This window comes from Mesorhizobium sp. BR1-1-2 (assembly GCF_020165435.1).
GTDB lineage: Bacteria > Pseudomonadota > Alphaproteobacteria > Rhizobiales > Rhizobiaceae > Mesorhizobium.
This window is the reverse complement of sequence record NZ_JAIUID010000001.1, coordinates 96542-120185: the sequence shown is the minus strand read 5'-3', so window position 1 is coordinate 120185 and position 23644 is coordinate 96542. Positions and strand designations below refer to the sequence as shown.

Below are 23644 nucleotides of genomic sequence, written 5' to 3'. Positions count from 1 at the left end.
CGCTTTAGGCCAGTCTGTCCAGCAGCGGCTTCAGCCTGTCGCCGTAGCGCTTCCACAGGTCGACCGAGCCTTGATACATCGGCTGGCGCACCTGCGCGGCGGAAGCCGTGCGCACCGGCCGGTCGGTCTGGTGGAACGACAGCACGGCATCGTCCCATGGCAGCCCGAGATAGTCGATCAGCGCCCGGCTCTGGCCTTCCTGGTCGGCGACGAAATCCTCGTAGCGCACATCGTGCACGACGCCGGGCAGCACCTTGTGCCAATGCGCCATGATGTCCGTGTAGAGATTGTGGAAATCGGCGAGTTCGCCCAGATCATAGCCGTACCGGTGGCTGTCGCCGCGGAAATGCACCTTGTAGATCGAAAGGCAGGTTGCCGCCGCATCGCGGGCGCAATGGATGATCCTGGCCTTCGGCATCATCATGTGGATGAAGCCGACAAGCAGGAAGTTGCCCGGCATCTTGTCGGTGACGTGGCGCATGTGCGGATAGCGGGCATGCAGCATGTCGAGATAGGCGCGTCCCGCCTCGGCAAAATCCATATCGGGCGCATCCGAAACGCCCCAGGGGAAACCGCCGGGCATGGTCGCCGGGAACTGCCTGCCGACCGCCGTCTTCAGGATGCCGAGCTCGCCGGCGCCGTAGACCTGCGGATGGCTGGCGATGATCTGCTCGATCAGGGTCGTGCCCGAACGAGGCATGCCGACGACGAAGATCGGCGTATCGTCGGAGATCGCGCTGGGCCTGTGCTTCTGGAAGAAATCCCTGTCGAACACCGTTTTCATAGCCTCGAATTCGGCGCGCGTCCTTTCGGCGTCGTAGTCGATGCCCTTGCGGCGGATGGCATTGCCTTCGGCGAAATAATCGAAGGCTCTGTTATAGTCCTTCAGATCGTCATTGACCTTGCCGAGGCCGAAGGCAAGCTGCATGCGCGCCAGGCTGTCCGGCAGCGCCTTGGCGTGCTGGGCTTCCATCCCGGTCAGTTCGGCATCGCGCTCCTTCTGGCGCTTGACCTGCGTCAGCATCAGCCAGGCGCGCGCCATGCCGGGATCGGCCGCCAGCGCCTGCCGGAACAGGTCTGCCGCCTCGTCGAGCTCGCCCTTTTCCATCAACCCGACGCCCAGCCCGTGCAGCAGTTCGGCGTCCTTCGGACGGATCGACAGCGCCTCGCGGAAGACGGCCAGCGCCTCGTCCAGGCGGCCCGCTTCCTGCAGGGTTTCGGCAAGCCCGATGCGGGCGCGGAAATGGAAGGGATTGCGCGCGACCGTGCCGCGATAGATCTCCTCGGCGCCCTCGAACTGGCCAAGCTGCTTCAGCGACGAGCCGAGATTGTCGCGCGCCGCAAGTTGGTCCGGCCGCAGCGCCACCGCGCCGCGGAAGAAGTCGGCGGCCGCCGCGACACGGCCGAGATCGCGCATCACCGTGCCGAGGTTGTTGAGGAAATCCGGATTCTTCGGCTGCAAGCGCACCGATCGCTCGAGGAGACCGAGCCCCTCGGCGCTGCGCCCGGTCTGGTGCAGCAAAAGACCGAGGAAATGCGCAGCCGCCGCATGGTTGACCTTGTGGGTCAGCACCTGCCGATAAAGCGCCTCGGCCTCTTGCCGCCGCCCCGCCTGATGCAGTTGCAGCGCCCTCTGCACATGCTGGTCGAGACTCGACGGCGGCTGTCCGCCCGAGCCGGAATTGGCGCCAGCACCCGCCGCTCGTCTCTGATCTCTGTTAATGGGAAACCTGCCGTGTTTGTCCGCCTGCCGCGATCTAGGCCATTGGCGCGGCGGGTTCAAGGCTTTGCTTGGTTTCTTGCGCTTGCCATCGGCGCGGACGAGATCAAATCAGCCGGTTGGTCTCGGCCGTCTGCCTGGCGCGCCGAACCGTTCCATCAGTATCGGCGATCGTCCGCCTTTCCGCCTCGTCGCTTCTGATGGTCAGCCGCGCCGACCTGACGATCACAGGTTTGCCGGTACGTCCGATGGCGACGGCATATGCGGTGGCCGGCCTGATGGGCGGGTTGATCGCGGTGGTATTGCCTCTCGAGCTTCTCGCAGAAACCATGGTTTTGTCCTTATTTGGAGAAAATAAACGTAAATTTCGGGAATGAACCCCAAAATAATTTTTGAGAATTTTTGGAAACTATCATCAAACCATAGCAGAGTTTTTCGAATGAACGCAGCAATATTTTCCTTTGGGTTACTTATTTTTCAAAATCTTCTTGAAAAACGCCACCGCGCTCTTCCATACGCTCGCAATGCCGCAAATCCCTGACCGCGTGCGCATCTGCGATGAGCACGGCAGCGAGCTTTACGCCGGGCCGGCCGACGGGGCCTATCCATCCCCGTTGTGACCGTCACACGTCCCCGAAATTTGTTTTAGACGGCATCCGCTTTTCCCGAAGTGCGGAAAAGACGAACACCCGGCCTTTCAGCAGCGGCCCCCGCCAACGATGCGGTAGTCGGCGGCGCGTGCCTCGCAGGCGTTGGGGAAGGTTCGCAACTCGCCGCCCCGCCGGGCGCAGACCGGCGCGTATTCGCGGGTGCAGAAGGTCTGCTCGCCGCCACCCCCGCTGCCACCGTCACGGCAGGGACCGTCGCGCACGATGCGATAACCGGCCCGGTCGGCAAGACAGGCATTGGCGAAGGTCTGGCGGTCGCCACCGCGCCGGGCGCAGACCGGCTCGTACTGCTTGGTGCAGAATTGCGGTCCCGGCCGCGGCGGCCGTGGCCGCGGTCCAGGACCGTCGTCGACGACCACGGTACAGGCGGCAAGAACAGCCGACAGGAACAGGATGACAAAACCCTGTCGCGAGAAGATTGTCGCAAGAAACCTCATGATCGTCTCTCCCTCGATCCCCGTCCCGCTGCGTGTCGCTCCAAATCCGCAGCGATCCCGGACAATGATATTCACGAAAGCAAAGGCTCAAACCAGTCGCGCTGTGGCGATCCTCCTCATTCCATCGCCGATTGCAACCCTCGTTGCAGCCGACTGCTTAAAAAACGGCGCCTGGATCATCCCGGAGCCTCGCACCGCCAGCCGTCGCCGCCGCTGGCCCATGCGTGACGGGGCTGTGGCCGATGACCCCTCAGGCAACGAGGCCTATTTGCGGCGCGTCGATGCTCGGATTGATCGATTCATGCGTCGGGACGCGCCCATCGGGGGCGGCCCGCGGCGCTATCTTGCAACCTTCACTTTTCCGTGCGATAAATTCCGTGTTCGGGCATTTGCGACCCGGAGAGCGGAACGTTTTGGACGACCTTTCCCCGATACTGTGAATCTCTGACGGCCCCGTTTTTCGGCGGGGGGTTTGACCATGCGCCAATGCATGACTGCCGAAAGCTACCACCGGGAACTGCCCTCGACGCAAGGTGGCGGGCAGGACCATCAAGACTGAACGGGTGAAGGAGTTTCCCCAATGGCCCAGACCGGCACCGTTAAATTCTTCAACGCGACCAAAGGCTTCGGTTTCATCACGCCCGACGGTGGCGCCAAGGACGTATTCGTCCACATTTCCGCGATCGAGGCCTCGGGCCTGCGCACGCTCGTCGACGGCCAGAAGGTCACCTTCGACGTCGAGCCGGATCGCATGGGCAAAGGCCCCAAGGCCGTCAACCTCCGCGCCGCCTGAGCCATCGGCCAAGCCGCACGCCCTTCCTGGCCGTGCGACTGAGGCTCCGAAGCTTGAACGACTTCGGAAGAGGCAAACGAATTTTGAAGGCGCGGCGATTTTCGTCGCGCCTTTTTCATGTCGCAGCGCAGCAAAAATGCTGTCGCCCCAAAGTGGATCCGGTGTCGGGTCAACGACATGCATCATAACAAAAACTTAAAGCGCTACGCGCTTTAAGTGCCCGCAAAACTTTCTCTTGCCGATCACGCTAAAATAAAGGACAAATTTCCATTCGGGCATTTGCCGGCCCGAGACTGGAGTTTATGGGATCAAAGGAGCTTCCCATGCCGCAGACCGGCACCGTCAAATTCTTCAACCATGCCAAAGGGTTCGGCTTCATCACACCGGATGATGGCGCGAAGGATGTCTTCGTTCATATTTCGGCCGTGCAGGCGTCGGGTCTTCCCGGTCTTGAGGATGGGCAGAAAGTGACATTCGACACCGAGCCTGACAAGCGCGGCAAGGGTCCCAAGGCCGTCAACCTGTCGATCGGCTGAGCCGGCTCCAGACCGGCGGCGGTTCTGGCAGGACAGCTTCGCTCGCTGGAGCGTTCGATATTTGATGCCCGTGGCCCTCCGGTCAGGCAAAAATTCGTTCAGCCCCCGTTCAGCCATGGTCTCATATTAATCTTTCGTAAAAGCCGGACCACATCCCCGGAATTCTTACGGGCCGGCACGAAGGAGATCGACATGAACCGAATTTTCAAGACAGCCGTGCTGTCCGCCGCAGTGGCCGCCACAATGCTCGTGGCCTTGCCCGCGGCCAACGCCGATGATTGGCGTCATCACCGCCACCACGGCCATGGCGACGCTGTTGCCGCCGGTGTGCTCGGCCTCGCCGCAGGCGCACTGATCGGCGGCGCGTTGGCCAACCAGCAGCCGCCGCCCCGCGACTACTACGATGACGGCTATTACGATCGCGATGTGCGGATACGCCCGGCGCCGGTCCGCCGCTACTATGCCGAACCGCAAGTGGTCTACGCCGACCGTTATGCCGAACCGTGGACGCGTGGCTGGTACGACTATTGCTCCGACCGGTACCGCACCTTCAACCCCCGCACCGGCACTTTCACCGGCAATGATGGCGAGCAGCATTTCTGCACCGCCAACTGACCAAGGGCTTCCCTGCCCCAACAAGAAGCGCTGACCGCAAGGCCGGCGCTTTTTTGTCAAGCCGGCACCGGCCTCGGCGCGACGCGCTTCACGTCAAAAACGGATTGCTCCGCCGCTCCTCGCCGAAACGCCCGCCCGGACCGTGGCCGCAGATGAAGCCGATGTCGTCGCCGAGCGGCAAAAGCTTGTCCTTGATCGAGGCGATGAGTGCCGCATGATCGCCGCCTGGCAGGTCGGTGCGCCCGACCGAGCCGCGAAACAGCACGTCGCCGACATGGGCGAATTTGGCCGCGCGGTTGTAATAGACGACATGGCCGGGCGCGTGGCCGGGGCAATGCAGCACCTCGAAGAGATGCGAGCCGAAAGAGACCGTCTCGCCTTCGGTGAGGAACCGGTCGGGCACGCAGTTGCGCACGCCGGCAATGCCATAGCGCCTGCCCTGGCTCTCGAGATTGTCGAGCAACATCCTGTCGGCTTCGTGCGGGCCGATGATCTCGACGCCGAGCGCTTCCTTCAACTCCATCGCGCCACCGGCATGGTCGATATGACCATGCGTGATCCAAATCGCGCCGGCCGATATCGCATTATCCTTCAGCGCCGCCAGCACCTTGTCGATATCGCCGCCCGGATCGACGACGACACCGTGCTTGTCGTCCATGTCGAACAGGATCGTGCAATTCTGCTGGAAGGGCGTGACCGGCACGATGCCGGCATTGAGCTGACCCATGATCGTCCTTTCGATGTTCACGCCGTGATGTAGAGGCGCGAACGAAGGGCGTCCACCCTTGGGAACACCAACAATCGGTCGTTCCAAGGCGCGCCGCGCCTAAACGCATTTCATGCGGCGCGCTCTGGAAACAGAAATGGGCGGCCGAAGCCGCCCATTTGGCCAGCCCGAGATCGCAGGCTTACTTCTTCATGGCGCCCATGACCGCGCCGATAATGCCGGTCAGGATCGCACCGCCGCCGGCGCCGCCGACGATGTTCTGCAAGTTGAGCGCGCTGCCCAGACCACTTGTCGCTGCCGCAGCCGCTGCCGGATCGACTGTGCCGCCGAGCAGGCTGCCGAGGATCGCCGCGCCGCCGACGCCGCCAATGGCGCCGCCCAGGATCTTGGGAAGCTGCCCCATCGCCGCCGTCTTGATCGCCGCGCCGACCGCCTGACCACCGATGATGCCTGTAATGATCTGAACGATGATCGGAAGAAGCGTATTCATGTCCATCTTACCAGTCCCTCCATAGCTGCCAGCCTCCCGGGCCGACACCATCATGGAGACGCTGAATTCGGCGAAAGTCAAATGCAGAAACGCTGAAATAAAAGAGGCGGTCCGAAAACCGCCCCTGCTTGCGCGAAAAGCTGTGACTTTCGTTATTCTGCGGCTATCGCGTGCTTCGGCTGAACGGCCGCAGAATAGTCATTCATCAGCGTCTTGGCGATCTCGCCGACCTCGAATCGGTACGGCCCGATCTCCGAAACCGGGGTCACTTCCGCTGCCGTTCCAGTCAGGAAGCACTGCTCGAAGCCCTCGAGTTCTTCCGGCATGATGGCGCGCTCCACCACCTCCAGGCCGCGGTCCTTGGCGAGGCCGATGACCGTGCGGCGGGTGATGCCGTCGAGGAAGCAATCCGGCTTTGGCGTGTGGATCTTGCCGTCCTTGACGAAGAAGATGTTGGCGCCGGTGGCTTCCGCGACCTGGCCGCGCCAGTCGAGCATCATGGCGTCGGCATAGCCCTTGGCCTCGGCGGCATGCTTGGACATGGTGCAGATCATATAGAGGCCTGCGGCCTTCGATTTGGACGGCGCCGTGCGCGGGTCGGGCCGGCGCCACTCGGCCATGTCGAGACGTATGCCTTTCAGCTTCTGCGCCGGATCGAAGTAGCTGGGCCACTGCCAGATGGCGATGGCGCAATTGATGCGGTTGTTCTGCGCCGAAACACCCATCTGCTCGCTGCCGCGCCAGGCGATCGGCCTGACATAGGCATCCTTGAAGCCCTGCTTCTTCAGCAGGGTACTGGAGGCGTCGTTGAGCTCGGCCACCGAATAGGGGATCTTGAAGCCGAGCAGCCGCGCCGATTCATGCAGGCGCTCGGTATGCTCGTTGAGCTTGAAGATCTCGCCGCCATAGGCGCGCTCGCCCTCGAATACCGCGCTGGCATAGTGCAGGCCGTGGGTCAGCACATGGATCTTGGCCTCGCCCCATTGCACGAACTCGCCATTCATCCAGATGAAGCCGTCCAGTTGATCAAAGGGAACGGATGCCATGGTAACCTCCCGCGGGCGGCAGCCCGCATATCGTTGTTCGTTGCGTGCTCTTGTCGGCCGCGCCATCTGGTTGGGGCGCCTGCCGCTGTCTGGAAAGGTAGGCGGATAATCGTGCTCTGGCAAACTCAGGAAGTTCCGGAAAACCCGGCCTATCTTGCCTTTTCGTTCGCAATCCGCCCAAAACCTTGTCAAAAATTACCATTGCAGGGAAATTATGTCAATAGTACTGACATAATCTTCCCTGCCCATGGAGTAGAGATGACGGATCGAAGCCGAACAGCCGGGACACCGATCAGGACCGCGATGTCAATCGAGGATGGCATTGATTTCGCCCTCATCGAGCTGTTTTTCTTCGCCTATCGCGATTTCACCTCGGATCCCGATCAGATCCTGGCCGACTATGGCTTCGGCCGCGCCCACCACAGGGTGCTGCATTTCGTCAACCGCAGGCCGGGCCTGACGGTCGCCGAACTGCTCGATGTCTTGAAGATCACCAAGCAGAGCTTGGCGCGCGTGCTGAAGCAGCTGATCGACACCGACCATGTCGTGCAGTTGCAAGGGCCGCGCGACCGTCGCCAGCGCGAACTGTATCCAACCGCCAAGGGCCGCGCGCTGGCGCTGGCGCTGGCGCGGCCACAGTCGCGCCGCATCCATGCTGCATTGGAAGATTCCGGAGCCGCCGAACGGACCCAGGTGGAACGCTTCCTCGAAGCAATGGTCAATCCGGAACTGAGAGCCCAGATCGACGTTGGGTCCGCAAAAATGTCAGGGAAAAGCCATGGAGAGCACTGAACGCGCTGATCACGCGGCCGCACCGGACGACGATGCGCCGCATCTGCTTGTGGTCGATGACGACACCCGCATCCGCAACCTGCTCAAGCAATATCTGACCGAGAACGGTTTTCGCGTCACCGTCGCCGGCACTTCGGGCGAAGCCCGACGCAAACTCGCCGGCCTCGACTTCGATCTTCTTGTGCTGGACGTGATGATGCCCGGCGAAAACGGCGTCGATCTGACAAAGGCGCTGCGGGCCGAGAAGAACGTGCCGATCCTGATGCTGACGGCGCTATCGGAGACCGACAGCCGCATCACCGGCCTGGAGGCCGGCGCCGACGATTACCTGCCAAAGCCCTTCGATCCGCGCGAATTGATCCTGCGCATCAACAACATCCTGCGCCGCGGCGGCCCTGCGACCACGCCCAAGGTGGAGCAACTCGTCTTCGGTCCCTACACATTCCAGATCGCCAGGCGCGAACTGAAGCGTGGCGGCGAGGCGCTGAAGCTGACCGATCGCGAGCAGGAGATCCTGGCGATATTCGCCGCGCGCGCCGGCGAAACCATCCCGCGCCACGAACTGGTCGGCGACGAATCGGATGTCGGCGAGCGCACCATCGACGTCCAGATCAATCGGCTGCGCCGCAAGATCGAGCGCGATCCCTCCAATCCGGTCTGGCTGCAGACGGTCCGCGGTATTGGGTATCGGCTCAGCGTCGAATAGACTACCGCCTTCGGCCTGGCGGCCACGGAGCGAGCGAAAGGTGAATGGCGACCACGGAACTGGAACAGCCGGAATCTGACGGCTTGAGCACGCGCTCCACACCGCTGCTCAAGAGGGTTCCGCGCGTCTGGAACCGGTTCTGGCGCCTCGTTTCGCTCTACATGCCCAAGCGCCTCTATGCGCGCTCGCTGATCATCGTCATCGCGCCGATGATCCTGCTGCAATCGGTGGTCGCTTTCGTCTTTATGGAGCGGCATTGGGCGACCGTGACACAGCGCCTGTCGCAGGCGACCGTGCGCGACATCGCCGCCATCATCGACCTGATCGAGACCTATCCGCACGACGCCGACTACGCCAACATCATCCGCATCGCCCAGGACCGCATGCAGCTGAAGGTCGACCTCCTGCCGCCCGACCCGCTGCCGCCGCCCGGGCCAAAGCCGTTCTTCTCCATCCTCGACGACGTTCTCTCCGCCGAGATCACCCGCCAGATCAACCGGCCGTTCTGGATCGATACGGTCGGCAACTCCAACATCATCGAGGTGCGCGTCCAGCTCGAAGGCAAGGTGTTGCGCGTCTTCGTGCGCCGCAGCCAGGCCTATGCTTCGAACACGCACATCTTCCTGATCTGGATGGTCGGTACCTCGCTGGTGCTGCTGATGATCGCCATTCCCTTCCTGCGCAACCAGATCCGGCCGATCCTGACGCTGGCCGAGGCCGCCGAAAGCTTCGGCAAGGGCCGGCCGATGCCGCGTGATTTCCGCCCGCGCGGCGCGGAGGAGGTCCGCCGCGCCGGCTTTGCCTTCATCCAGATGCGCGAGCGCATCGAGCGCCAGATCGAACAGCGCACCGCCATGCTCACCGGCGTCAGCCATGACCTCAGAACCATCCTCACCCGCTTCAAGCTGCAGCTGGCGCTGGCGGGCGGCAAGGCCGAGACCAAGGCCGCGCTCAACCAGGACATCGACGACATGCAGTCGATGCTCGAAGGCTATCTCGCCTTCGCCCGTGGCGAGGCCTCGGAAGACACCGGGCGCTTCGATCTCGAAGCTTATTTCCAGAAGCTGAGCGAGGAAGCTCGGTTGCGCAAATGCAAATTGTCGACGACGCTTTCCGGCGATCCGACCGTGCATGTGCGGCCGAACGCCTTCGCCAGGCTGATGTCGAATGTCATTGGCAACGCCTTCCGCTACGCCAAGACGGTGGAGGTGGCCGCCAATCATGGCCGCGGCTCGCTCGTGGTCACCATCGACGATGACGGTCCGGGCATTCCGGCCGAAAAGCGCGAAGAGGTGTTCAAACCCTTCATGCGGCTCGACGAAGCCCGCAATCTCGATGCCAGCGGCACTGGCCTCGGCCTGTCGATCGCCCGCGACATCGCCCGCAGCCATGGCGGCGACATCACGCTCGACGTCAGCCCGCTCGGCGGCTTGCGCGCCGTGATCAAGGTTCCGGCCTGACAGGGGTATGATCGCGGGAAAGCGGAACCGCTTTCGGACGAGGTTATGCTCGGCCGATTTCATTGGCCCGTCATGAAACCATGCTGAAGAGCGCGCATGAAGCGCGCGACCTCACTTGATTCGAACCCGCCGTCTCACTTCGATCCCGTGCCCGCCCGGGTGCGCTGGAGCGAAGCGAGGGCCGCGGGCTGGTCGCCGTCCCGGCATCGTACCGAGGCAACCGCCGACCTTTCGAGCAAAGGCCCGCCATGCGCATATTGATGGTCACCGATGCCTGGCGCCCACAGGTCAACGGCGTCGTCCACACGCTGGAGCGGCTCACCGAAACGCTGAAAGCGTTCGACGTCGCGGTGGATTTCCTGACACCCAACATCTTCCACACCCTGCCCTTGCCGACCTATCCCGATATTCGCCTGGCGCTGACCACGCCAGGCCACGTCGCGCGCCTGATCGGGGCCTACAAGGCAGACCACATCCACATCGTCACCGAAGGTCCGCTCGGCATCATGGCGCGGCGCTACTGCCGCAATGCCGGCCGGCCGTTTACCACCAGCTACCACACACGCTTTCCCGAATATCTCAGCGCCCGGCTGCCGGTGCCGGAAAGCTGGGCCTATCGCTGGCTGCGCGATTTCCACAATTCCGGCCAGGGCACGCTGGTCGCGACGCGGTCGCTGGCGGATGATCTTGCAGCGCGCGGCTTCAACAAGCTGAGACCATGGACGCGCGGGGTCGATACCGATCATTTCCGGCCCGACAAGAGGAAGGATCTCGGCTTCCCCGGCCCGTTGTTCCTCTGTGTCGGCCGCGTCGCCATCGAGAAGAACCTCTCCGCCTTCCTCGATCTCGACCTGCCCGGCAGCAAGGTGGTTGTCGGCGAGGGCCCGGAACTGGCGAAGCTCAAGGCGCGCTACCCCGCCGCCCATTTCCTTGGCCACCGCCCCAACGACGAACTGGCCGAGATCTACGCCTCGGCCGACGTCTTCGTCTTTCCGAGCCGCACCGACACTTTCGGCAACGTCATCATCGAGGCGCTGGCCAGCGGCACGCCAGTCGCCGCCTTTCCGGTCACGGGACCGATCGACATCGTCGGCGACGGCTTCGGCGGCGCGGTTTCCAGCGACCTGCGCGAAGCCTCGCTCGCCGCCCTCGATGTCGACCGCGCCCAGGCGCGCGAACGCGCCATGCGCTACAGCTGGAAAGCCTGTGCGGAAATGTTTCTCGATACGGTCCAGGAAGCGCTGGGCGCGACACGAAGACTGGCGGCCTGACGCTCCCTCTAGGCTAGAACAGCCGCCCGCCGTCCGGCACCTTGCGCTCGATGGCGCCGAGCACCACGGCGCCCTCCTCGTCGGGAAAGCCGAGCGTCAGCACTTCCGACATGAATGGCCCGATCTGGCGCGGCGGAAAATTGACCACCGCGAACACCTGCCGGCCGATCAGCGTCTCGGGCGTATAATATTTGGTGATCTGCGCCGACGATTTCTTCACCCCGATCTCGGGGCCAAAATCGATCTTGAGCTTGAACGCCGGCTTGCGCGCCTGCGGAAACGGTTCGGCCTCGACGATCGTGCCGGCGCGGATGTCGACACGATCGAAATCGGCGAAACTGATCTCGGGCTTGCGCTCGCTGCTTGAACTCATGTCGAAGGCATCTTGGTCAGGCGTTGCCGAATGTCTCGAACAGCACCCCGGCCAGCGCGTCCTTGGCCGATGTGCCGGACCAGACGACGAACTGGAACGCCTGGAAGTAGCATTCGCAGGCCTCCAGCGCCGACGACAGCAGCACCTCGACCTGCTGGCTCGACGGCTCGACCCCGCCGGCCAGAAGCAGCGACTGGCGGAACATGATCGCGCCTTCCTGCTCCCACAGGTCGAAATGGCCGAACAGCATCTGTTCGTTGATCAGCGACAACAGCCGCATCACTTCCAGCGCGCGCGCCTCCGGCACCTTGATGTCGAAGGCGCAGGCCAGATGCAGCGCCTCGAAATCCTCCATCCACGAGAAGGAGACGTGATAGTCGGTCCAGCTTCCGGCGACCGAGATCGAGATTTCGTCGTCGCCGGCCCGTTCGAAGGACCAGTCATTGTTGTGGGCCACCTGCTCAATGACATCCACCGGATGGATTTCGCGGGAGAATTCGAGTTCGAGAAGTTCCATGGAATGCTTCCTGTGTTCAGGGGAGCGCCACACGCTCCGCGGGGCACACACGACGAACAATCTGATCTAGAACTCGGACGGCCAGGACTTCTCGACGCAAAGACCCCAGACCGGACCCCACCGCCCGGCGCATGACCCTGCTCCGAATCATGCAACAAATTCAGTCTATTGATCGGGAGTCGCGTGAACAGCCCAATTTTTCGCGCTGCGTCATTCGCATGTGGAAAGGCGCTGTCACACAGAGTCACGCAATGCCGGTAAGCGATTCACGGCAAAGCGCTTTTCAGGCTGGTGCTTTGTGGAAAAGTTTAACGATTATTTTTTCGGCCTGGGCTTTGCGGAAGCCGCAGGTGTGGCCTGCCCGGTCAGTTCGGCAAGCCTGGCCTCGAGCGCCTCGATGCGGTCGACAAGACGAGCATTCTCTTCCCTGGCCTTGGCGGCCATTTCGCGCGCGGCCTCGAACTCCTCGCGCTGCACCACGTCCATCGAATTCAGGATGCGTTCGGCCTGTCCCTTGAAGGCGGTCTCCACCTCACGCCGCACGCCCTGCGCGGCACCCGCGGCATCGGTCATCAGCTTGGCGAATTCGTCGAGAATGCGGTTCGGTCCGGTCGACATGGCAAATCCTCGGTTGCTGAAGTTGAGTTAGTAGTGCGGCGCGCCGAATGCAAGAACGTTGAGGGTTGCCGCGCTATCTGCGTTGCTGTGGCGCATGGCGGTGGCACTCCTGTAAGAAGCTCAGACGGCACCAGAGCTGTACTAGAGGGCGCCAGCTCGCCTATTGTGTTCTCGTCTCGTATTTCCTCAAGCACACTTCAGTCAGGGTCACCAATGGCAACCCCTCCGCGCCGACCGACCAATCCGATGGCAGCCGCCGAAGCTGCCTTCAAACCGGTGAAGAAGCCGGCACCGCCAATTCGCGAAGCTTCGGCAGCGCCGAACGTCCGCGAGCTTGTTTCGATCCGGATCGACCGGGCGGTGCTCGATCATTTCCAGGAAGATGGCCCCGGCTGGCAGGACAGGATCAACGACGCGTTGCGGCAGTTGGTGGCCGCCAAGCCAAAGGATTGAGCTCACCGCCCGCACGGCGCGATGGGCCTGCAAGCGGTGATCCGATCCGATCCTTGACGCCGACCACCTTGCCTTGACCCCGCCAAAACCCTGCCGCATGGTCCGCGCCAAACGCAACCGAGAGCTCCCCGTTGAACGAATATTTCCTGCTGCCGCTGGCCTCGTTGCCCTTTCCCAACATCGACCCGGTGCTGATTCGGATCGGACCGCTGGCGGTGCACTGGTACGGCGTCGGCTACATCGTCGGCATCCTGTTCGCCTGGTGGTACGCCAAGCGGCTCGCCGCCAATCCGAAACTCTGGCCCGACGGCATCCTGCCGATGAAGCCGGAGGACCTCGATGATTTCATCATCTGGGCGGCGATCGGCGTCGTGCTGGGCGGGCGCACCGGCTACGTGCTGTTCTACGACCTGCCGCGCTATATCGCGCACCCGCTCGACATCTTCGCCGTCTGGCAGGGCGGCATGTCGTTCCATGGCGGCCTGCTCGGCGTCATCCTCGCCATGACGCTGTTTTCGATCAAGCGCGGCATCCGCACCTGGTCGCTGTTCGACGTCGTGGCCGCCGGTGTGCCGGTCGGTCTTGGCCTCGTGCGCATCGCCAACTTCATCAACTCCGAGCTCTGGGGCCGGCCAACCGACGTGCCGTGGGCGATCGAGTTTCCCAATGGCGGGCCGTTTACCCGCCATCCGAGCCAGCTTTACGAGGCCCTGCTTGAAGGCCTGGTGCTCTTTCTCGTGCTGCGCTTCCTCACCCATTCGCGCCTCAAGCTGAAGACGCCGCGCTTCGTCGGCGGTGCCTTCATCTGCGGCTATGGCCTGTCGCGCATAGCAGTCGAATTCTTCCGCGAGCCCGACCAGCAGCTCGGCTATCTCCTTGGCACCAACTGGCTCACCATGGGCATGATCCTGTCCTCGCCGATGGTGCTGGCCGGCATTTGGGCGATGACGACAGCCAAGCCGGTGCCGCAGTCACGGCCGCAGGCGACATGACGCGGCTGAAGGCACGCATCGTCGATCTGATCGAGGCGACGGGGCCGATCCCCGTCAACGAATACATGGCATTGTGCCTGTTCGATCCCGAGGCGGGCTACTACACCACGCGCGAACCGTTCGGCGCCGCCGGCGATTTCATCACCGCGCCGGAGATCAGCCAGATGTTCGGCGAGCTCGTCGCCGTCTGGCTCTACCAGGCCTGGCTGGCGGTCGGCCGGCCGACGCCGGTCACCATCGGCGAGATCGGCCCCGGCCGCGGCACGCTGATGAAGGACATGCTTCGCACCCTGTCGCGGCTCGAACCGGCACTGGCCAACGACGCCGCCTTCGCCATGATCGAGACCAGCCCGCGCCTGAGAGAGGTGCAGAAACAGACGCTCGGCGCCACACCGTTCTCCATTCGCTGGCACGAGACCATCGATACGCTGCCGCCGCAGCCGCTCTTCATCGTCGGCAACGAATTGTTCGACGCCATCCCCATCCGCCAGTTCGTCCGCGCCGGCACCGGCTGGCGCGAGCGCGTGGTCGGCCTCGACGCCACGAACAATCTTTCCTTCTTCGCCGGCGCCGGGTCGCTCGACCCGACGCTGCTGCCCGCCGATGCCGGCGAAGCACCGCAAGGCGCGATCGTCGAGATAGCTCCTGCCCGCACCGCCCTGATGGCGGCCATAGCCGAGCGCATAGCCGCTCATGGCGGCTCCGGCCTGTTTGTCGACTATGGCCATCTGCGCCCGGGTGTCGGCGACACGTTGCAGGCTTTGCGCCGTCATGATCACGAAGATGTGCTGGCCAATCCCGGGCAAGCCGACCTCACCTCCCATGTCGATTTCGCCGCCCTTGCCGCGGTGGTGCGCGCGCATGGTCTCGACGCCCATCTGTCGACGCAGGGCGATTTCCTGCTCGGCCTGGGCATTCTCGAGCGCGCCGGCCGGCTTGGCGCCGATGCCAGCCAGGCGGCACGCGACAAGATCGCTGGCGATGTCGAACGCCTCGCCGGGCCGCAGGCCATGGGCGACCTGTTCAAGGTGCTTGCCATAGTGCCGCGCGGCGTTGCCGTTCGCCCCCTTGCCCGAGCTCCGAGCTCGGATTGACAAAGGCCTGATGGCGGCCAGTCCGGTCGTGCCGGTACATTTTCATGGCCGGCAACTCACGATAGGAATTTTTTCTTGACAGGGTGAAGGCAACTATGGTAGATATTTGGTTATGGTGCTGAGTTGCGCCAGGGACCCGCCGCACAGGCGGGTTTTTCCGTTCAAGGCTCTCTCAACCGCGCAGCGGCGAAGGAACCGTTTCCACGGATTCGTTGCGTTGACCCTTCGCCACGGCGGATTGACTTTTCACCGTCACCCCTCCCAATCTCCCGTCCGGCAAAACAGCGGCTGAACGCCGGCCGTCTCGCTTTCCGACTTTTTCTTGACGAAACCGCCCACACGGACAACAACGCCCACATGCTGAATCAGACCAAACCGGATCCCGTGCGGTCGCCGCTGCTGGACCAGGCGCAGGCACAAGGCATCCGCCACGGTTATTTCACCCGCGTCGGCGGGGTCTCGACCGGCATCTATCAGGGCCTCAACATCGGCACCGGCTCGGATGACGACCAGGCGCTGGTCGCCGAGAACCGCCGCCGTGTCGCCGCCTGGATGGGCGTGCCGGCGGACCATCTCCTGACCGCCTGGCAAATCCATTCGCCTGATGTCGTCATCGCCAGGGAACCCTTTGCCGGTGAACGCCCCAAGGCCGACGCCATCGTCACCGACCGGCCGGGCATCGCCATCGGCGCCTCGACCGCCGATTGCGGCCCTGTGCTGTTCGCGGATGCGGGGGCGCGCATCATCGGCGCGGCGCATGCCGGCTGGAAAGGCGCGTTCACGGGGGTGCTCGAGAACACCATTGCCGCCATGGAAAGTCTCGGCGCCAGGCGTGAAAACATCGTCGCGGTGCTCGGCCCCTCGATCGGCCCCGAAAACTATGAGGTCGGACCTGAATTCGTCGCCCGCTTCGTCGAGGCCGATGGCGAAAATGACAGGTATTTCGCACCTTCGGCGAATCCCGGTCATTCGATGTTCGACCTCAACCGCTACACGGTGGACCGGCTCGACAGGGCGGGTGTGACCGCGCAAGTTCTCGGCCGCTGCACCTATGCCGAGGAAGATCTGTTTTACTCCTACCGGCGCACGACGCACCGCAAGGAACCCGATTACGGCCGGCAGGTCTCGGCAATCGTCTTGGAGAGTGAATGATGGCGCTGCATTTTGAACGATCCGAATTCGACGCGCGCCGCGACCGGCTGGTGATCGAGATGGCCGAGAAGAAGCTCGACGCCATCCTGCTCTTCGCGCAGGAAAGCATGTATTGGCTGACCGGCTACGACACGTTCGGTTTCTGCTTCTTCCAGTGCCTGGTGGTGAAAGCCGACGGGTCCATGGTGTTGCTGACCCGCTCGGCCGACCTGCGCCAGGCGCGCCACACCTCGATCATCGACAACATCGTGCTGTGGACCGATCGCGATGGCGCCAATCCGGCGGTCGACCTGCGCAATCTGCTGAACGAGCTCGACCTGCTCGGCGCCCGCATCGGCGTCGAATACGACACTCATGGGCTGACCGCCTATAATGGCCGCCGCCTCGACGAGCAGCTGCAGACCTTCGGCCAGATCGCCGATGCGTCCGGCATCGTCAGCCGGCTACGCCTGTTCAAGAGCCCGGCCGAGATCGCCAAGGCCGAGAAGGCGGCGAACCTTGCCGACGACGCGCTGGATGCGGCTTTGCCGCTGATCAAGCAGGGCGGTGACGAGGCGCTGATCCTTGCCGCCATGCAAGGCGCGATCTTTGCCGGCGGCGGCGACTATCCGGCCAACGAATTCATCATCGGCTCCGGCGTCGACGCACTGCTGTGCCGCTACAAGGCCGGCCGCCGCAAGCTCACCAAGAACGATCAGTTGACGCTCGAATGGGCGGGAGTGTTTCATCACTATCATGCGCCAATGATGCGCACGGTGCTGACCGGCAAGGCCTCGAAGCGCCATCAGGACTTGTTCGACGCGGCCCGCGCCGCGCTGCTGGCGGTCGAGAAGGCGATGACCCCGGGCAACAGTTTCGGCGACGTGTTCGACGCGCATGCCCGTGTCATGGAGGCACGTGGACTGACCAAGCATCGGCTGAATGCCTGCGGCTATTCGGTCGGCGCCCGCTTCACCCCGTCCTGGATGGACATGCCGATGTTCTACCAGGGCAATCCCGAGCCGATCGCGCCGAACATGACGCTGTTCGCCCACATGATCATCATGGATTCCGAAACCGAGACGGCGATGACGCTTGGCCGCACCTATCTCACGACCGAATCGCAGCCGAAGCCGCTTTCCCGCCATGATCTCGACTTGATCGTACAGTGAATCCACGGGTGGGAGGCGTTCTTCGCCAAGGAGTTAGATGGCAAATGAGACGATCGCAGGTGACGACCGTGTCATTGCTCGTGGTCCTGGCGCTCGCCGCCTGCACCAACGCAAAAGACGTCCTCGAACCCTCCGCCATCACCCCGCCCACGGCCGCGGCGCCGACAACCCAGGGCGGCGGCACCGCCACCCCGGCTGGCCCTGCCACGACCACGGCGGGCGCTCCTGCAACGACCACGACGTCAGCCACGCCGGCCCAGACCGCGGCAATCCTTGCCAGGACGCGCCTGCAGATCGCGCCGATCGTCGGCGCTTCGGTGGAAGCGGCCACGCCGCTGACGGCGGAGTTGCAGACGCGCGCCAGGCAGCGCGGCATCACGCTGGCCGGCAGCGCCGACCAGGCCGCGACCCATGTGCTCAAAGGTTATTTCTCGGTGATCTCCGAAGGCAAGGACACCACCGTCATCTATGTGTGGGACGTCTACGATCCCTCGGGCAACCGCCTGCATCGCATCAACGGCCAGCAGAAGGCGGCTTCGGCCAATTCCGGCGCCAACGGCGGCGGCGACAGCTGGAAAGCGGTGGCGCCAGCCACCATGCAGGCGATCGCCGACCAGACCATCGACCAGTTCGCGGCATGGCTCGGCGGCAAGGCGGGCTAGACCATCGGACCCGAATGGAAACGGCCGCGGGGAAATCCGATGCTCGAACAAGGGGGAGGAGCAGCGGCGCCGGGTCCGCTGCCCGGTGTTGCCCATACGCGATGGCGCGAACATTTCCCAGGATTAGCCGGCGGATTTCCAATCACGGTGCTTGCAATAGCCGCGCGGGCCGCTAAAAGCCCGGTGAAAGCCTCCACCAGGAACGGTGCATGAAACTCTTCGCGGGCAATTCCAACAGGGTGCTGGCCGAAGCGGTCGCCCGCTATCTCAACATCCCGCTGGGCAAAGCCAGTGTCAGGCGCTTCGCCGACCAGGAAATCTTCGTCGAGATCCAGGAGAACGTGCGCGGCGAGGATGTCTTCATCCTGCAGTCGACTTCCTTTCCGACCAACGATCACCTGATGGAACTGCTCATCATGATCGACGCCTTCATGCGCTCCTCGGCCAAGCGCATTACGGCGGTGATCCCCTATTTCGGCTATGCCAGGCAGGACCGCCGCGCCTCCGGCCGCACGCCGATCTCGGCCAAGCTGGTCGCCAACATGATCACCCGCGCCGGCGTCGACCGCGTGCTCACGCTCGACCTCCACGCCGGCCAGATCCAGGGCTTCTTCGATATTCCGACCGACAATCTGTTCTCGGTGCCGGTCATGGCCCGCGACGTGAAGGCGAAATACAAGCAGCTTGGCAACGTCGTCGTCGTGTCGCCCGACATCGGTGGCGTGGTGCGTGCACGCGCGCTGGCCAAGCGCTTCGACGCACAGCTCGCCATCGTCGACAAACGCCGCGAGCGTCCCGGCGAATCGGAGGTCATGAACATCATCGGCGCGGTCGCCGGCAAGGACTGCCTGCTGATCGACGACATCGTCGATTCCGGCGGCACGCTGTGCAACGCCGCCGATGCGCTGCTGGCCAACGGCGCCACCAGCGTCACCGCCTATATCACTCATGGCGTGCTGTCGGGTGGCGCGGTCGCCCGCATCAGCGGCTCCAAGCTGCAGGAACTGGTGATCACCGACTCCATCCAGCCGACCCAGGGCGTGCTCGACGCTCCCAATATCCGCGTCATCTCGATCGCCGACCTGATGGGCGAAGCCATCTCGCGCACGGCAACCGAGGAATCGGTGTCCAGCCTGTTCGACTAATTGTCGATCCCGGCGGGCGCGTAGCGCAGCAAAACCGATTACAACGTGCAATCAGTGCTCCTGTAAATGGAACTTAGACCGAGGGTTGGCGCATCAGCTTGATGCTATCGGCGCTGCCTCAAGCGGCGATCGGACCGCCTATGCGCCGCGGGTTTTCGCCGGCATCTCGCGCGCCGCGCATATAGCCGCGCGGCGAGGCACCCAGCATGCGCTTGAACATGGTGATGAAGGCCGGCACGCTGTCATAGCCGAGATCGAGCGCCACCCGGGTGATCGGCTCGCCATCGGCGAGCCTCGGCAGCGCCGCGAACAGGCATGCTTGCTGGCGCCATGTCGATAGCGACAGTCCGGTCTGGCGATGAAAGGCGCGCGTGAAGGAGCGTCGGCTCATGCCGGCGGCGTCCGCCCACTCGTCGATTGTCGCGCGCGGCGACGGTGCCGCCACGAAACGCCGGCACAGCGCCGCCAGCCTGGGATCGGAAGGGAACGGCAGGCCAAGCGGCCGCTCCGGCAAAGTCGGGATTTCGTGCAGCAGGAGATTCATGATCAGCCCGCCGCGCCCTTCCAGCACGCCGCCTTGCGGCAGTTTCTCCGATTCCACGATCAGGCTGTGCATCAGGTCGGTGACGCCGACGACGCGCAAGCCTTCCGGCAGTCCGGGGATCGCTCCCGGCATGACATAGACCGAGCGCATCGAGACATCGCCCAGCATCTCGACGGAATGCTCGGTTCCCGCCGGAATCCACATGGCGTGATCGGGCGGCACCATCCAGCGCCCGTGCCGCGTCGTCACCAGCACGACACCGACCAGCGCATGCAGCAACTGGCTGCGGCTGTGGCGGTGCCGCGGCACATGGTAGCCGTCGGGATATTCGGTCGGCAACGCCACCGCCGGCCCTGCCACTTGCTCCAGCCATAGCCAGCGACGCTCGTGCAACTGCTCGAGGTCGGCACTACCAGCGTGAAAAATTTCCCTGCCGTGCGGCATAAGCTATGGCCCACTTGCGAAACTATTGGACCAAACCACGAAAGAAGTCGTCCCGCAAGCAGCCTATAAGCCATCCGTTCCCAGGGCGGCCGCAGGAGCGTCCGCCAGCTTGCCTGTGGCATATACCCGCCAAAAAGACTACGGAGCCTGCCTTGACCGATACGACAGCCGTCGCCCCTCCCGCGACCGCCAGCCATGCTTCAGCTCAGGCGACGGCCTTCACCGTCATCCTGGCGGTGAGTTTTTGCCATTGCATCAACGACATCATGCAGTCGCTGCTATCGGCCATCTATCCCCTGTTGAAGGAGAATTACGGCCTCGATTTCTGGCAGATCGGCCTTCTGACCTTCACCTTCCAGGTGACCGCGTCGCTGCTGCAGCCGGTGATCGGCATGATCACCGACAAGCGGCCGATGCCCTATTCCCTGCCCTACGGCATGGCCTCTTCGCTGATCGGCCTGATCGTGCTTGCCTATGCCGGCCACTACACGCTGCTCCTGATCGGCGCTTCGCTGATCGGCATCGGCTCGGCGATCTTCCATCCGGAATCCTCGCGCATTGCCCGCTTCGCCTCCGGCGGCCGCTTCGGCCTGGCACAGTCGCTGTTCCAGGTCGGCGGCAATTTCGGCCAGTCCATGGGACCGCTGCTGGCGGCGTTCATCGTCGTGCCTTTCGGCCAGACCAGCATTTCATGGTTCGCCGTCGGCTCGCTGATCGGCATCGTCGTGTTGTGGCAGGTCGGCGGCTGGTACAGCCGCTTGCGCGCCACGCAGGCGAACCGCAAGACGTCCAGCTTCGTTTCGCCCTTCCCGCGCCGCAAGGTGATGGGCGCGCTGGCCGTGCTGACGCTGCTGGTGCTGACCAAGAACGCCTATATCGCCAGCCTCTCCAGCTACTACACCTTCTACGCCATCCATAAGTTCGGCGTCTCGGTGCAGATGTCGCAGGTCATGCTGTTCCTGTTCCTCGGCGCCTCGGCGCTGGGCATCCTGCTCGGCGGTCCGTTCGGCGACCGCTACGGACAGAAGGCGATGATCTGGTTCTCCATCGTCGGTGTGCTGCCCTTCACGCTGGCGCTGCCCTACGCCAACATGGAATGGACGATGGTGCTGACGGTGCTGATCGGCCTGATCCTGTCGTCGGCCTTCTCCAACATCGTCGTCTTCGCGCAGGAACTGGTGCCGGGCCGCGTCGGCATGATCGCCGGCATCTTCTTCGGCTTCGCCTTCGGCGTCGGCGGCATAGCGGCAGCCGTGCTCGGCATCGTGGCCGACATGAAGGGCATCGACTTCGTTTTCCAGATCTGCTCGTATTTGCCGTTCCTGGGCCTGTTGACGGTGTTCCTGCCCAACATGAAGGAAGCGCGGAAGGCTTAGCCGGGAAAGACGCCTCGGCATGCGCGAATGCGTCGAAGCCTCAGTGCAGGCCGAATTCGCGCAGCAACTCTTCACGGTGGCGCACGAAGCGGCTTTCGCTGCGGTCGCGCGGGCGCGGCAGGTCGACGCTGATCAGCCGCGCTGCGCCGCCTTTCTCCTTGGGCAGGATCAGCACCCTGTCGGCGAGATAGATCGCCTCCTCCAGATCGTGGGTGACCATGACCATGGTGACGTTCTCCTCGCTCCAGATGCGTGACAGTTCCTCCTGCATGGAGATCTTGGTCATGGCGTCGAGGGCGCCGAGCGGCTCGTCGAGCAGCAGGATCTCGGGCTGCACCGTCAGCGCCCGGGCGATGCCGACGCGTTGCGCCATGCCGCCCGAAAGCTGCCGCGGGTAGGCATCGCTGAACTCGGCAAGACCGACCAGCGCTATGTAGAAGCGCGCCCTCTGCTCGGCCTGCGCCTTGGGCACGCCGCGAACTTCGAGGCCGAAGGCGACATTGCCAAGCACGCTCAGCCAGGGCAGCAGGCGCGGTTCCTGGAAGATCACCGCCCGCTCCGCGCCGACGCCTTTTATTTGCTTGCCGTCGATCGCAACGGCGCCTTCGTCGGCGGTCTCCAACCCGGCAAGGATGCGCAGCAATGTCGTCTTGCCCGATCCGCTGGCGCCGACAATGACCAGGCACTCGCCGGGGCGGATGTCGAGATTGAGCGAACGCAGCACGGCGAGCGAGCGCCCGCCGAGCGCAAAGGACTTCGACAGGTCGCGGATCGTGACCTCGCCGCGTGCTGTGGCCATGCTGGGTGCCCCCTTGCTCAATTGGTCTTGGTTTCGCCTGGCCGGTAGAGGATGTCGGCAGCCTTGAGCTTGCCTTTCGGCAAGCGGCCGTCGCGCTCGAGCACAGCCACCCAGAAGTCGATGTCGCGGTCGGTCGCCACGGCCTTTTCGCGCAGGCCGAAACCCGTCCAGTAGCGCGCCAGTTCGCCGTTCTCGCCCCGTTTGTCGAGGATTTCGGCCAGCACCTTGCGTGCCTCGTCGGGGTTCTGCCGCGACCAGTCGGCCGCACGCGCGGACTGCTCGACGAAGTTCTTGGCGGCGTCGCGATTGGCGACGATGAAATTCCGCCGCAGCACGACGAAGCCGCCCGCGATCTCGCCCAGCACGTCGGCGTCGTTGAACACGCCGCGCACACCGCCATTGGCTACCAGGGCGCCGGCGAAAGTCGCCTGCCAGTAGCCGAGTCCGGCGACATCGACCTGATGCGAGCGCAAGGTCTGCTCGAGTTGCGGCCCGGGCACGACGACGAGCTTGGCGGCATCCGGCGGCAGGCCGACGCTGTGCAGCGCCTCACGCACCGCGTAGTCGAGATGGGCGCCAAGCGTGTTGACCGAGATCGTCTTGCCGGCGATGTCCGCGATCGACCTGATCGGGCTGTCCTCCAGCACATAGAAGACGCTTTTGACCTGGCTGTTGATGCCGTTGCTCGGATAGGCGGCGACGAAGTCGTTGCCGCCGGCGATCGAGTTGATCACCGCCGGCGTGGCGGCCGAACCCAGGTCGACGCTGCCGGAGGCGAGCGCGAACAACGATTCCGGACCGCCGCCGGCATAGCCGACATTCTCGAGCTCGATGCCGAGGCCTTTGAAATAGCCGAGTTGGTCGGCGAGCTCATGCGGAGAGATGCTCCCGCGGCTGGCGAGATAGCGTATCTTGACGGAAGCGGCCTGCGACCGCGCGATCGACGGTAACCCGACGGCGATGATGCCGGCGGCAAGAGGCGCGCGCAGAAGCAGGGAGCGGCGTGTGATGGTCATGATCCGGCCTTTCACTTTTCAAGAAATGACGATGATGGGGGCGGCTA

At 63.7% G+C, this 23644-nt stretch carries 27 protein-coding genes; 16 read left to right on the top strand and 11 right to left on the bottom strand.

The features are described 5' to 3' along the window. Nucleotides 1-4: 4 nt before the first annotated feature. On the bottom strand, nt 5-1639 hold the full coding sequence (locus LB551_RS00615; RefSeq protein ID WP_224657846.1) for a tetratricopeptide repeat-containing sulfotransferase family protein: 1635 nt from the start codon (nt 1637-1639) through the stop codon (nt 5-7). 200 nt (nt 1640-1839) lie between these two features. Between LB551_RS00615 and LB551_RS00610 the strand changes: the two genes are divergently transcribed. After that, nucleotides 1840-2097, top strand: coding sequence for a hypothetical protein (locus LB551_RS00610; protein ID WP_181172395.1), 258 nt, complete (start codon nt 1840-1842; stop codon nt 2095-2097). A gap of 320 nt (nt 2098-2417) precedes the next feature. On the opposite strand, the gene LB551_RS00605 is transcribed toward LB551_RS00610, so the two are convergent. Continuing rightward, nucleotides 2418-2825 carry a Kazal-type serine protease inhibitor family protein gene (locus tag LB551_RS00605; protein ID WP_224657845.1) on the bottom strand — a complete coding sequence of 136 codons (408 nt, stop codon included), beginning with the start codon at nt 2823-2825 and terminating at the stop codon, nt 2418-2420. A gap of 580 nt (nt 2826-3405) precedes the next feature. Here LB551_RS00605 and LB551_RS00600 point away from each other — a divergent pair. From LB551_RS00600 to LB551_RS00590, 3 genes are all read left to right on the top strand, one after another. Beyond that, entirely contained in the window at nt 3406-3618 is a 213-nt protein-coding gene (locus tag LB551_RS00600) for a cold-shock protein (protein ID WP_006202520.1), read from the top strand. Between the two features lie 323 nt (nt 3619-3941). Further along, nucleotides 3942-4154, top strand: coding sequence for a cold-shock protein (locus LB551_RS00595; protein WP_006202521.1), 213 nt, complete (start codon nt 3942-3944; stop codon nt 4152-4154). Between the two features lie 192 nt (nt 4155-4346). Further along, complete coding sequence (locus LB551_RS00590) at nt 4347-4769, top strand: BA14K family protein (RefSeq protein ID WP_224657844.1); 423 nt, start codon at nt 4347-4349, stop codon at nt 4767-4769. A gap of 88 nt (nt 4770-4857) precedes the next feature. Here the strand turns inward: LB551_RS00590 and LB551_RS00585 are convergent, their stop codons facing one another. From LB551_RS00585 to LB551_RS00575, 3 genes are all read right to left on the bottom strand, one after another. Beyond that, nucleotides 4858-5496 carry an MBL fold metallo-hydrolase gene (locus LB551_RS00585; RefSeq protein WP_140549878.1) on the bottom strand — a complete coding sequence of 213 codons (639 nt, stop codon included), beginning with the start codon at nt 5494-5496 and terminating at the stop codon, nt 4858-4860. A 181-nt stretch (nt 5497-5677) separates the two neighbouring features. Continuing rightward, entirely contained in the window at nt 5678-5992 is a 315-nt protein-coding gene (locus LB551_RS00580; RefSeq protein ID WP_140549877.1) for a hypothetical protein, read from the bottom strand. A gap of 146 nt (nt 5993-6138) precedes the next feature. Continuing rightward, nucleotides 6139-7032 carry a branched-chain amino acid aminotransferase gene (locus LB551_RS00575; protein ID WP_224657843.1) on the bottom strand — a complete coding sequence of 298 codons (894 nt, stop codon included), beginning with the start codon at nt 7030-7032 and terminating at the stop codon, nt 6139-6141. Nucleotides 7033-7290: 258 nt separating this feature from the next. Between LB551_RS00575 and LB551_RS00570 the strand changes: the two genes are divergently transcribed. The 4 genes from LB551_RS00570 to LB551_RS00555 all read left to right on the top strand — a co-directional run bounded on the left by LB551_RS00570 (nt 7291) and on the right by LB551_RS00555 (nt 11261). Beyond that, on the top strand, nt 7291-7824 hold the full coding sequence (locus tag LB551_RS00570) for a MarR family winged helix-turn-helix transcriptional regulator (protein ID WP_181172411.1): 534 nt from the start codon (nt 7291-7293) through the stop codon (nt 7822-7824). Further along, nucleotides 7811-8530, top strand: coding sequence for a response regulator (locus tag LB551_RS00565; RefSeq protein WP_140549875.1), 720 nt, complete (start codon nt 7811-7813; stop codon nt 8528-8530). Before LB551_RS00570 ends, LB551_RS00565 begins: the two co-directional genes overlap by 14 nt. A 44-nt stretch (nt 8531-8574) precedes the next feature. Beyond that, nucleotides 8575-9990, top strand: a complete 1416-nt coding sequence (locus LB551_RS00560) for an ATP-binding protein (protein WP_224657842.1) — start codon at nt 8575-8577, stop codon at nt 9988-9990. Nucleotides 9991-10238: 248 nt separating this feature from the next. Next, the gene (locus tag LB551_RS00555) at nt 10239-11261 is read left to right on the top strand and encodes a glycosyltransferase family 4 protein (protein ID WP_224657841.1); all 1023 of its coding nucleotides are present in this window, start codon (nt 10239-10241) and stop codon (nt 11259-11261) included. Nucleotides 11262-11274: 13 nt separating this feature from the next. Here LB551_RS00555 and LB551_RS00550 read toward each other — a convergent pair whose 3' ends face one another. The 3 genes from LB551_RS00550 to LB551_RS00540 form a co-directional block, all read right to left on the bottom strand. Continuing rightward, complete coding sequence (locus LB551_RS00550; RefSeq protein WP_140549872.1) at nt 11275-11634, bottom strand: tRNA-binding protein; 360 nt, start codon at nt 11632-11634, stop codon at nt 11275-11277. A 16-nt stretch (nt 11635-11650) separates the two neighbouring features. Beyond that, nucleotides 11651-12151, bottom strand: coding sequence for a YbjN domain-containing protein (locus tag LB551_RS00545; protein ID WP_127855850.1), 501 nt, complete (start codon nt 12149-12151; stop codon nt 11651-11653). 315 nt (nt 12152-12466) lie between these two features. Then, the gene (locus tag LB551_RS00540) at nt 12467-12769 is read right to left on the bottom strand and encodes an accessory factor UbiK family protein (RefSeq protein ID WP_140516880.1); all 303 of its coding nucleotides are present in this window, start codon (nt 12767-12769) and stop codon (nt 12467-12469) included. 213 nt (nt 12770-12982) lie between these two features. Between LB551_RS00540 and LB551_RS00535 the strand changes: the two genes are divergently transcribed. The 7 genes from LB551_RS00535 to LB551_RS00505 all read left to right on the top strand — a co-directional run bounded on the left by LB551_RS00535 (nt 12983) and on the right by LB551_RS00505 (nt 19418). After that, a complete protein-coding gene (locus tag LB551_RS00535; protein WP_140549871.1) occupies nt 12983-13222 on the top strand; it encodes a BrnA antitoxin family protein in 240 nt (79 codons plus the stop codon). Nucleotides 13223-13353: 131 nt separating this feature from the next. After that, nucleotides 13354-14214, top strand: a complete 861-nt coding sequence (gene lgt / locus LB551_RS00530; protein WP_224657840.1) for a prolipoprotein diacylglyceryl transferase — start codon at nt 13354-13356, stop codon at nt 14212-14214. Beyond that, complete coding sequence (locus LB551_RS00525) at nt 14211-15308, top strand: class I SAM-dependent methyltransferase (protein ID WP_224657839.1); 1098 nt, start codon at nt 14211-14213, stop codon at nt 15306-15308. Before lgt ends, LB551_RS00525 begins: the two co-directional genes overlap by 4 nt. 357 nt (nt 15309-15665) lie before the next feature. Next, a complete protein-coding gene (gene pgeF / locus LB551_RS00520; RefSeq protein ID WP_224657838.1) occupies nt 15666-16460 on the top strand; it encodes a peptidoglycan editing factor PgeF in 795 nt (264 codons plus the stop codon). Continuing rightward, on the top strand, nt 16460-17611 hold the full coding sequence (locus LB551_RS00515) for a M24 family metallopeptidase (protein ID WP_140549867.1): 1152 nt from the start codon (nt 16460-16462) through the stop codon (nt 17609-17611). Before pgeF ends, LB551_RS00515 begins: the two co-directional genes overlap by 1 nt. Nucleotides 17612-17655: 44 nt before the next feature. Further along, entirely contained in the window at nt 17656-18273 is a 618-nt protein-coding gene (locus LB551_RS00510) for a hypothetical protein (protein ID WP_224657837.1), read from the top strand. Between the two features lie 209 nt (nt 18274-18482). Beyond that, nucleotides 18483-19418 (top strand): ribose-phosphate pyrophosphokinase, encoded by a 936-nt coding sequence (locus tag LB551_RS00505; protein ID WP_019860650.1) that lies wholly within the window; start codon nt 18483-18485, stop codon nt 19416-19418. Between the two features lie 118 nt (nt 19419-19536). On the opposite strand, the gene LB551_RS00500 is transcribed toward LB551_RS00505, so the two are convergent. Further along, entirely contained in the window at nt 19537-20406 is an 870-nt protein-coding gene (locus tag LB551_RS00500; protein WP_140556082.1) for an AraC family transcriptional regulator, read from the bottom strand. A gap of 152 nt (nt 20407-20558) precedes the next feature. Here LB551_RS00500 and LB551_RS00495 point away from each other — a divergent pair, with 152 nt between their 5' ends. After that, complete coding sequence (locus LB551_RS00495) at nt 20559-21782, top strand: MFS transporter (protein ID WP_140666080.1); 1224 nt, start codon at nt 20559-20561, stop codon at nt 21780-21782. Nucleotides 21783-21822: 40 nt separating this feature from the next. On the opposite strand, the gene LB551_RS00490 is transcribed toward LB551_RS00495, so the two are convergent. Together LB551_RS00490 and LB551_RS00485 are read right to left on the bottom strand one after the other, a co-directional pair. Next, complete coding sequence (locus LB551_RS00490; protein ID WP_224657836.1) at nt 21823-22581, bottom strand: ABC transporter ATP-binding protein; 759 nt, start codon at nt 22579-22581, stop codon at nt 21823-21825. 17 nt (nt 22582-22598) lie between these two features. Continuing rightward, nucleotides 22599-23597, bottom strand: a complete 999-nt coding sequence (locus tag LB551_RS00485; RefSeq protein WP_224657835.1) for an ABC transporter substrate-binding protein — start codon at nt 23595-23597, stop codon at nt 22599-22601. Nucleotides 23598-23644: the final 47 nt, after the last annotated feature.

Bases quoted from the DNA above. Each gene is read 5' to 3' on its own strand.
- LB551_RS00605 (WP_224657845.1), bottom strand. From the start codon at position 2,825: ATGAGGTTTCTTGCGACAATCTTCTCGCGACAGGGTTTTGTCATCCTG.
- LB551_RS00600 (WP_006202520.1), top strand. From the start codon at position 3,406: ATGGCCCAGACCGGCACCGTTAAATTCTTCAACGCGACCAAAGGCTTC.
- LB551_RS00595 (WP_006202521.1), top strand. From the start codon at position 3,942: ATGCCGCAGACCGGCACCGTCAAATTCTTCAACCATGCCAAAGGGTTC.
- LB551_RS00590 (WP_224657844.1), top strand. From the start codon at position 4,347: ATGAACCGAATTTTCAAGACAGCCGTGCTGTCCGCCGCAGTGGCCGCC.
- LB551_RS00585 (WP_140549878.1), bottom strand. From the start codon at position 5,496: ATGGGTCAGCTCAATGCCGGCATCGTGCCGGTCACGCCCTTCCAGCAG.
- LB551_RS00580 (WP_140549877.1), bottom strand. From the start codon at position 5,992: ATGGACATGAATACGCTTCTTCCGATCATCGTTCAGATCATTACAGGC.
- LB551_RS00575 (WP_224657843.1), bottom strand. From the start codon at position 7,032: ATGGCATCCGTTCCCTTTGATCAACTGGACGGCTTCATCTGGATGAAT.
- LB551_RS00570 (WP_181172411.1), top strand. From the start codon at position 7,291: ATGACGGATCGAAGCCGAACAGCCGGGACACCGATCAGGACCGCGATG.
- LB551_RS00565 (WP_140549875.1), top strand. From the start codon at position 7,811: ATGGAGAGCACTGAACGCGCTGATCACGCGGCCGCACCGGACGACGAT.
- LB551_RS00560 (WP_224657842.1), top strand. From the start codon at position 8,575: ATGGCGACCACGGAACTGGAACAGCCGGAATCTGACGGCTTGAGCACG.
- LB551_RS00555 (WP_224657841.1), top strand. From the start codon at position 10,239: ATGCGCATATTGATGGTCACCGATGCCTGGCGCCCACAGGTCAACGGC.
- LB551_RS00550 (WP_140549872.1), bottom strand. From the start codon at position 11,634: ATGAGTTCAAGCAGCGAGCGCAAGCCCGAGATCAGTTTCGCCGATTTC.
- LB551_RS00545 (WP_127855850.1), bottom strand. From the start codon at position 12,151: ATGGAACTTCTCGAACTCGAATTCTCCCGCGAAATCCATCCGGTGGAT.
- LB551_RS00540 (WP_140516880.1), bottom strand. From the start codon at position 12,769: ATGTCGACCGGACCGAACCGCATTCTCGACGAATTCGCCAAGCTGATG.
- LB551_RS00535 (WP_140549871.1), top strand. From the start codon at position 12,983: ATGGCAACCCCTCCGCGCCGACCGACCAATCCGATGGCAGCCGCCGAA.
- LB551_RS00525 (WP_224657839.1), top strand. From the start codon at position 14,211: ATGACGCGGCTGAAGGCACGCATCGTCGATCTGATCGAGGCGACGGGG.
- pgeF (WP_224657838.1), top strand. From the start codon at position 15,666: ATGCTGAATCAGACCAAACCGGATCCCGTGCGGTCGCCGCTGCTGGAC.
- LB551_RS00515 (WP_140549867.1), top strand. From the start codon at position 16,460: ATGGCGCTGCATTTTGAACGATCCGAATTCGACGCGCGCCGCGACCGG.
- LB551_RS00510 (WP_224657837.1), top strand. From the start codon at position 17,656: ATGAGACGATCGCAGGTGACGACCGTGTCATTGCTCGTGGTCCTGGCG.
- LB551_RS00505 (WP_019860650.1), top strand. From the start codon at position 18,483: ATGAAACTCTTCGCGGGCAATTCCAACAGGGTGCTGGCCGAAGCGGTC.
- LB551_RS00500 (WP_140556082.1), bottom strand. From the start codon at position 20,406: ATGCCGCACGGCAGGGAAATTTTTCACGCTGGTAGTGCCGACCTCGAG.
- LB551_RS00490 (WP_224657836.1), bottom strand. From the start codon at position 22,581: ATGGCCACAGCACGCGGCGAGGTCACGATCCGCGACCTGTCGAAGTCC.
- LB551_RS00485 (WP_224657835.1), bottom strand. From the start codon at position 23,597: ATGACCATCACACGCCGCTCCCTGCTTCTGCGCGCGCCTCTTGCCGCC.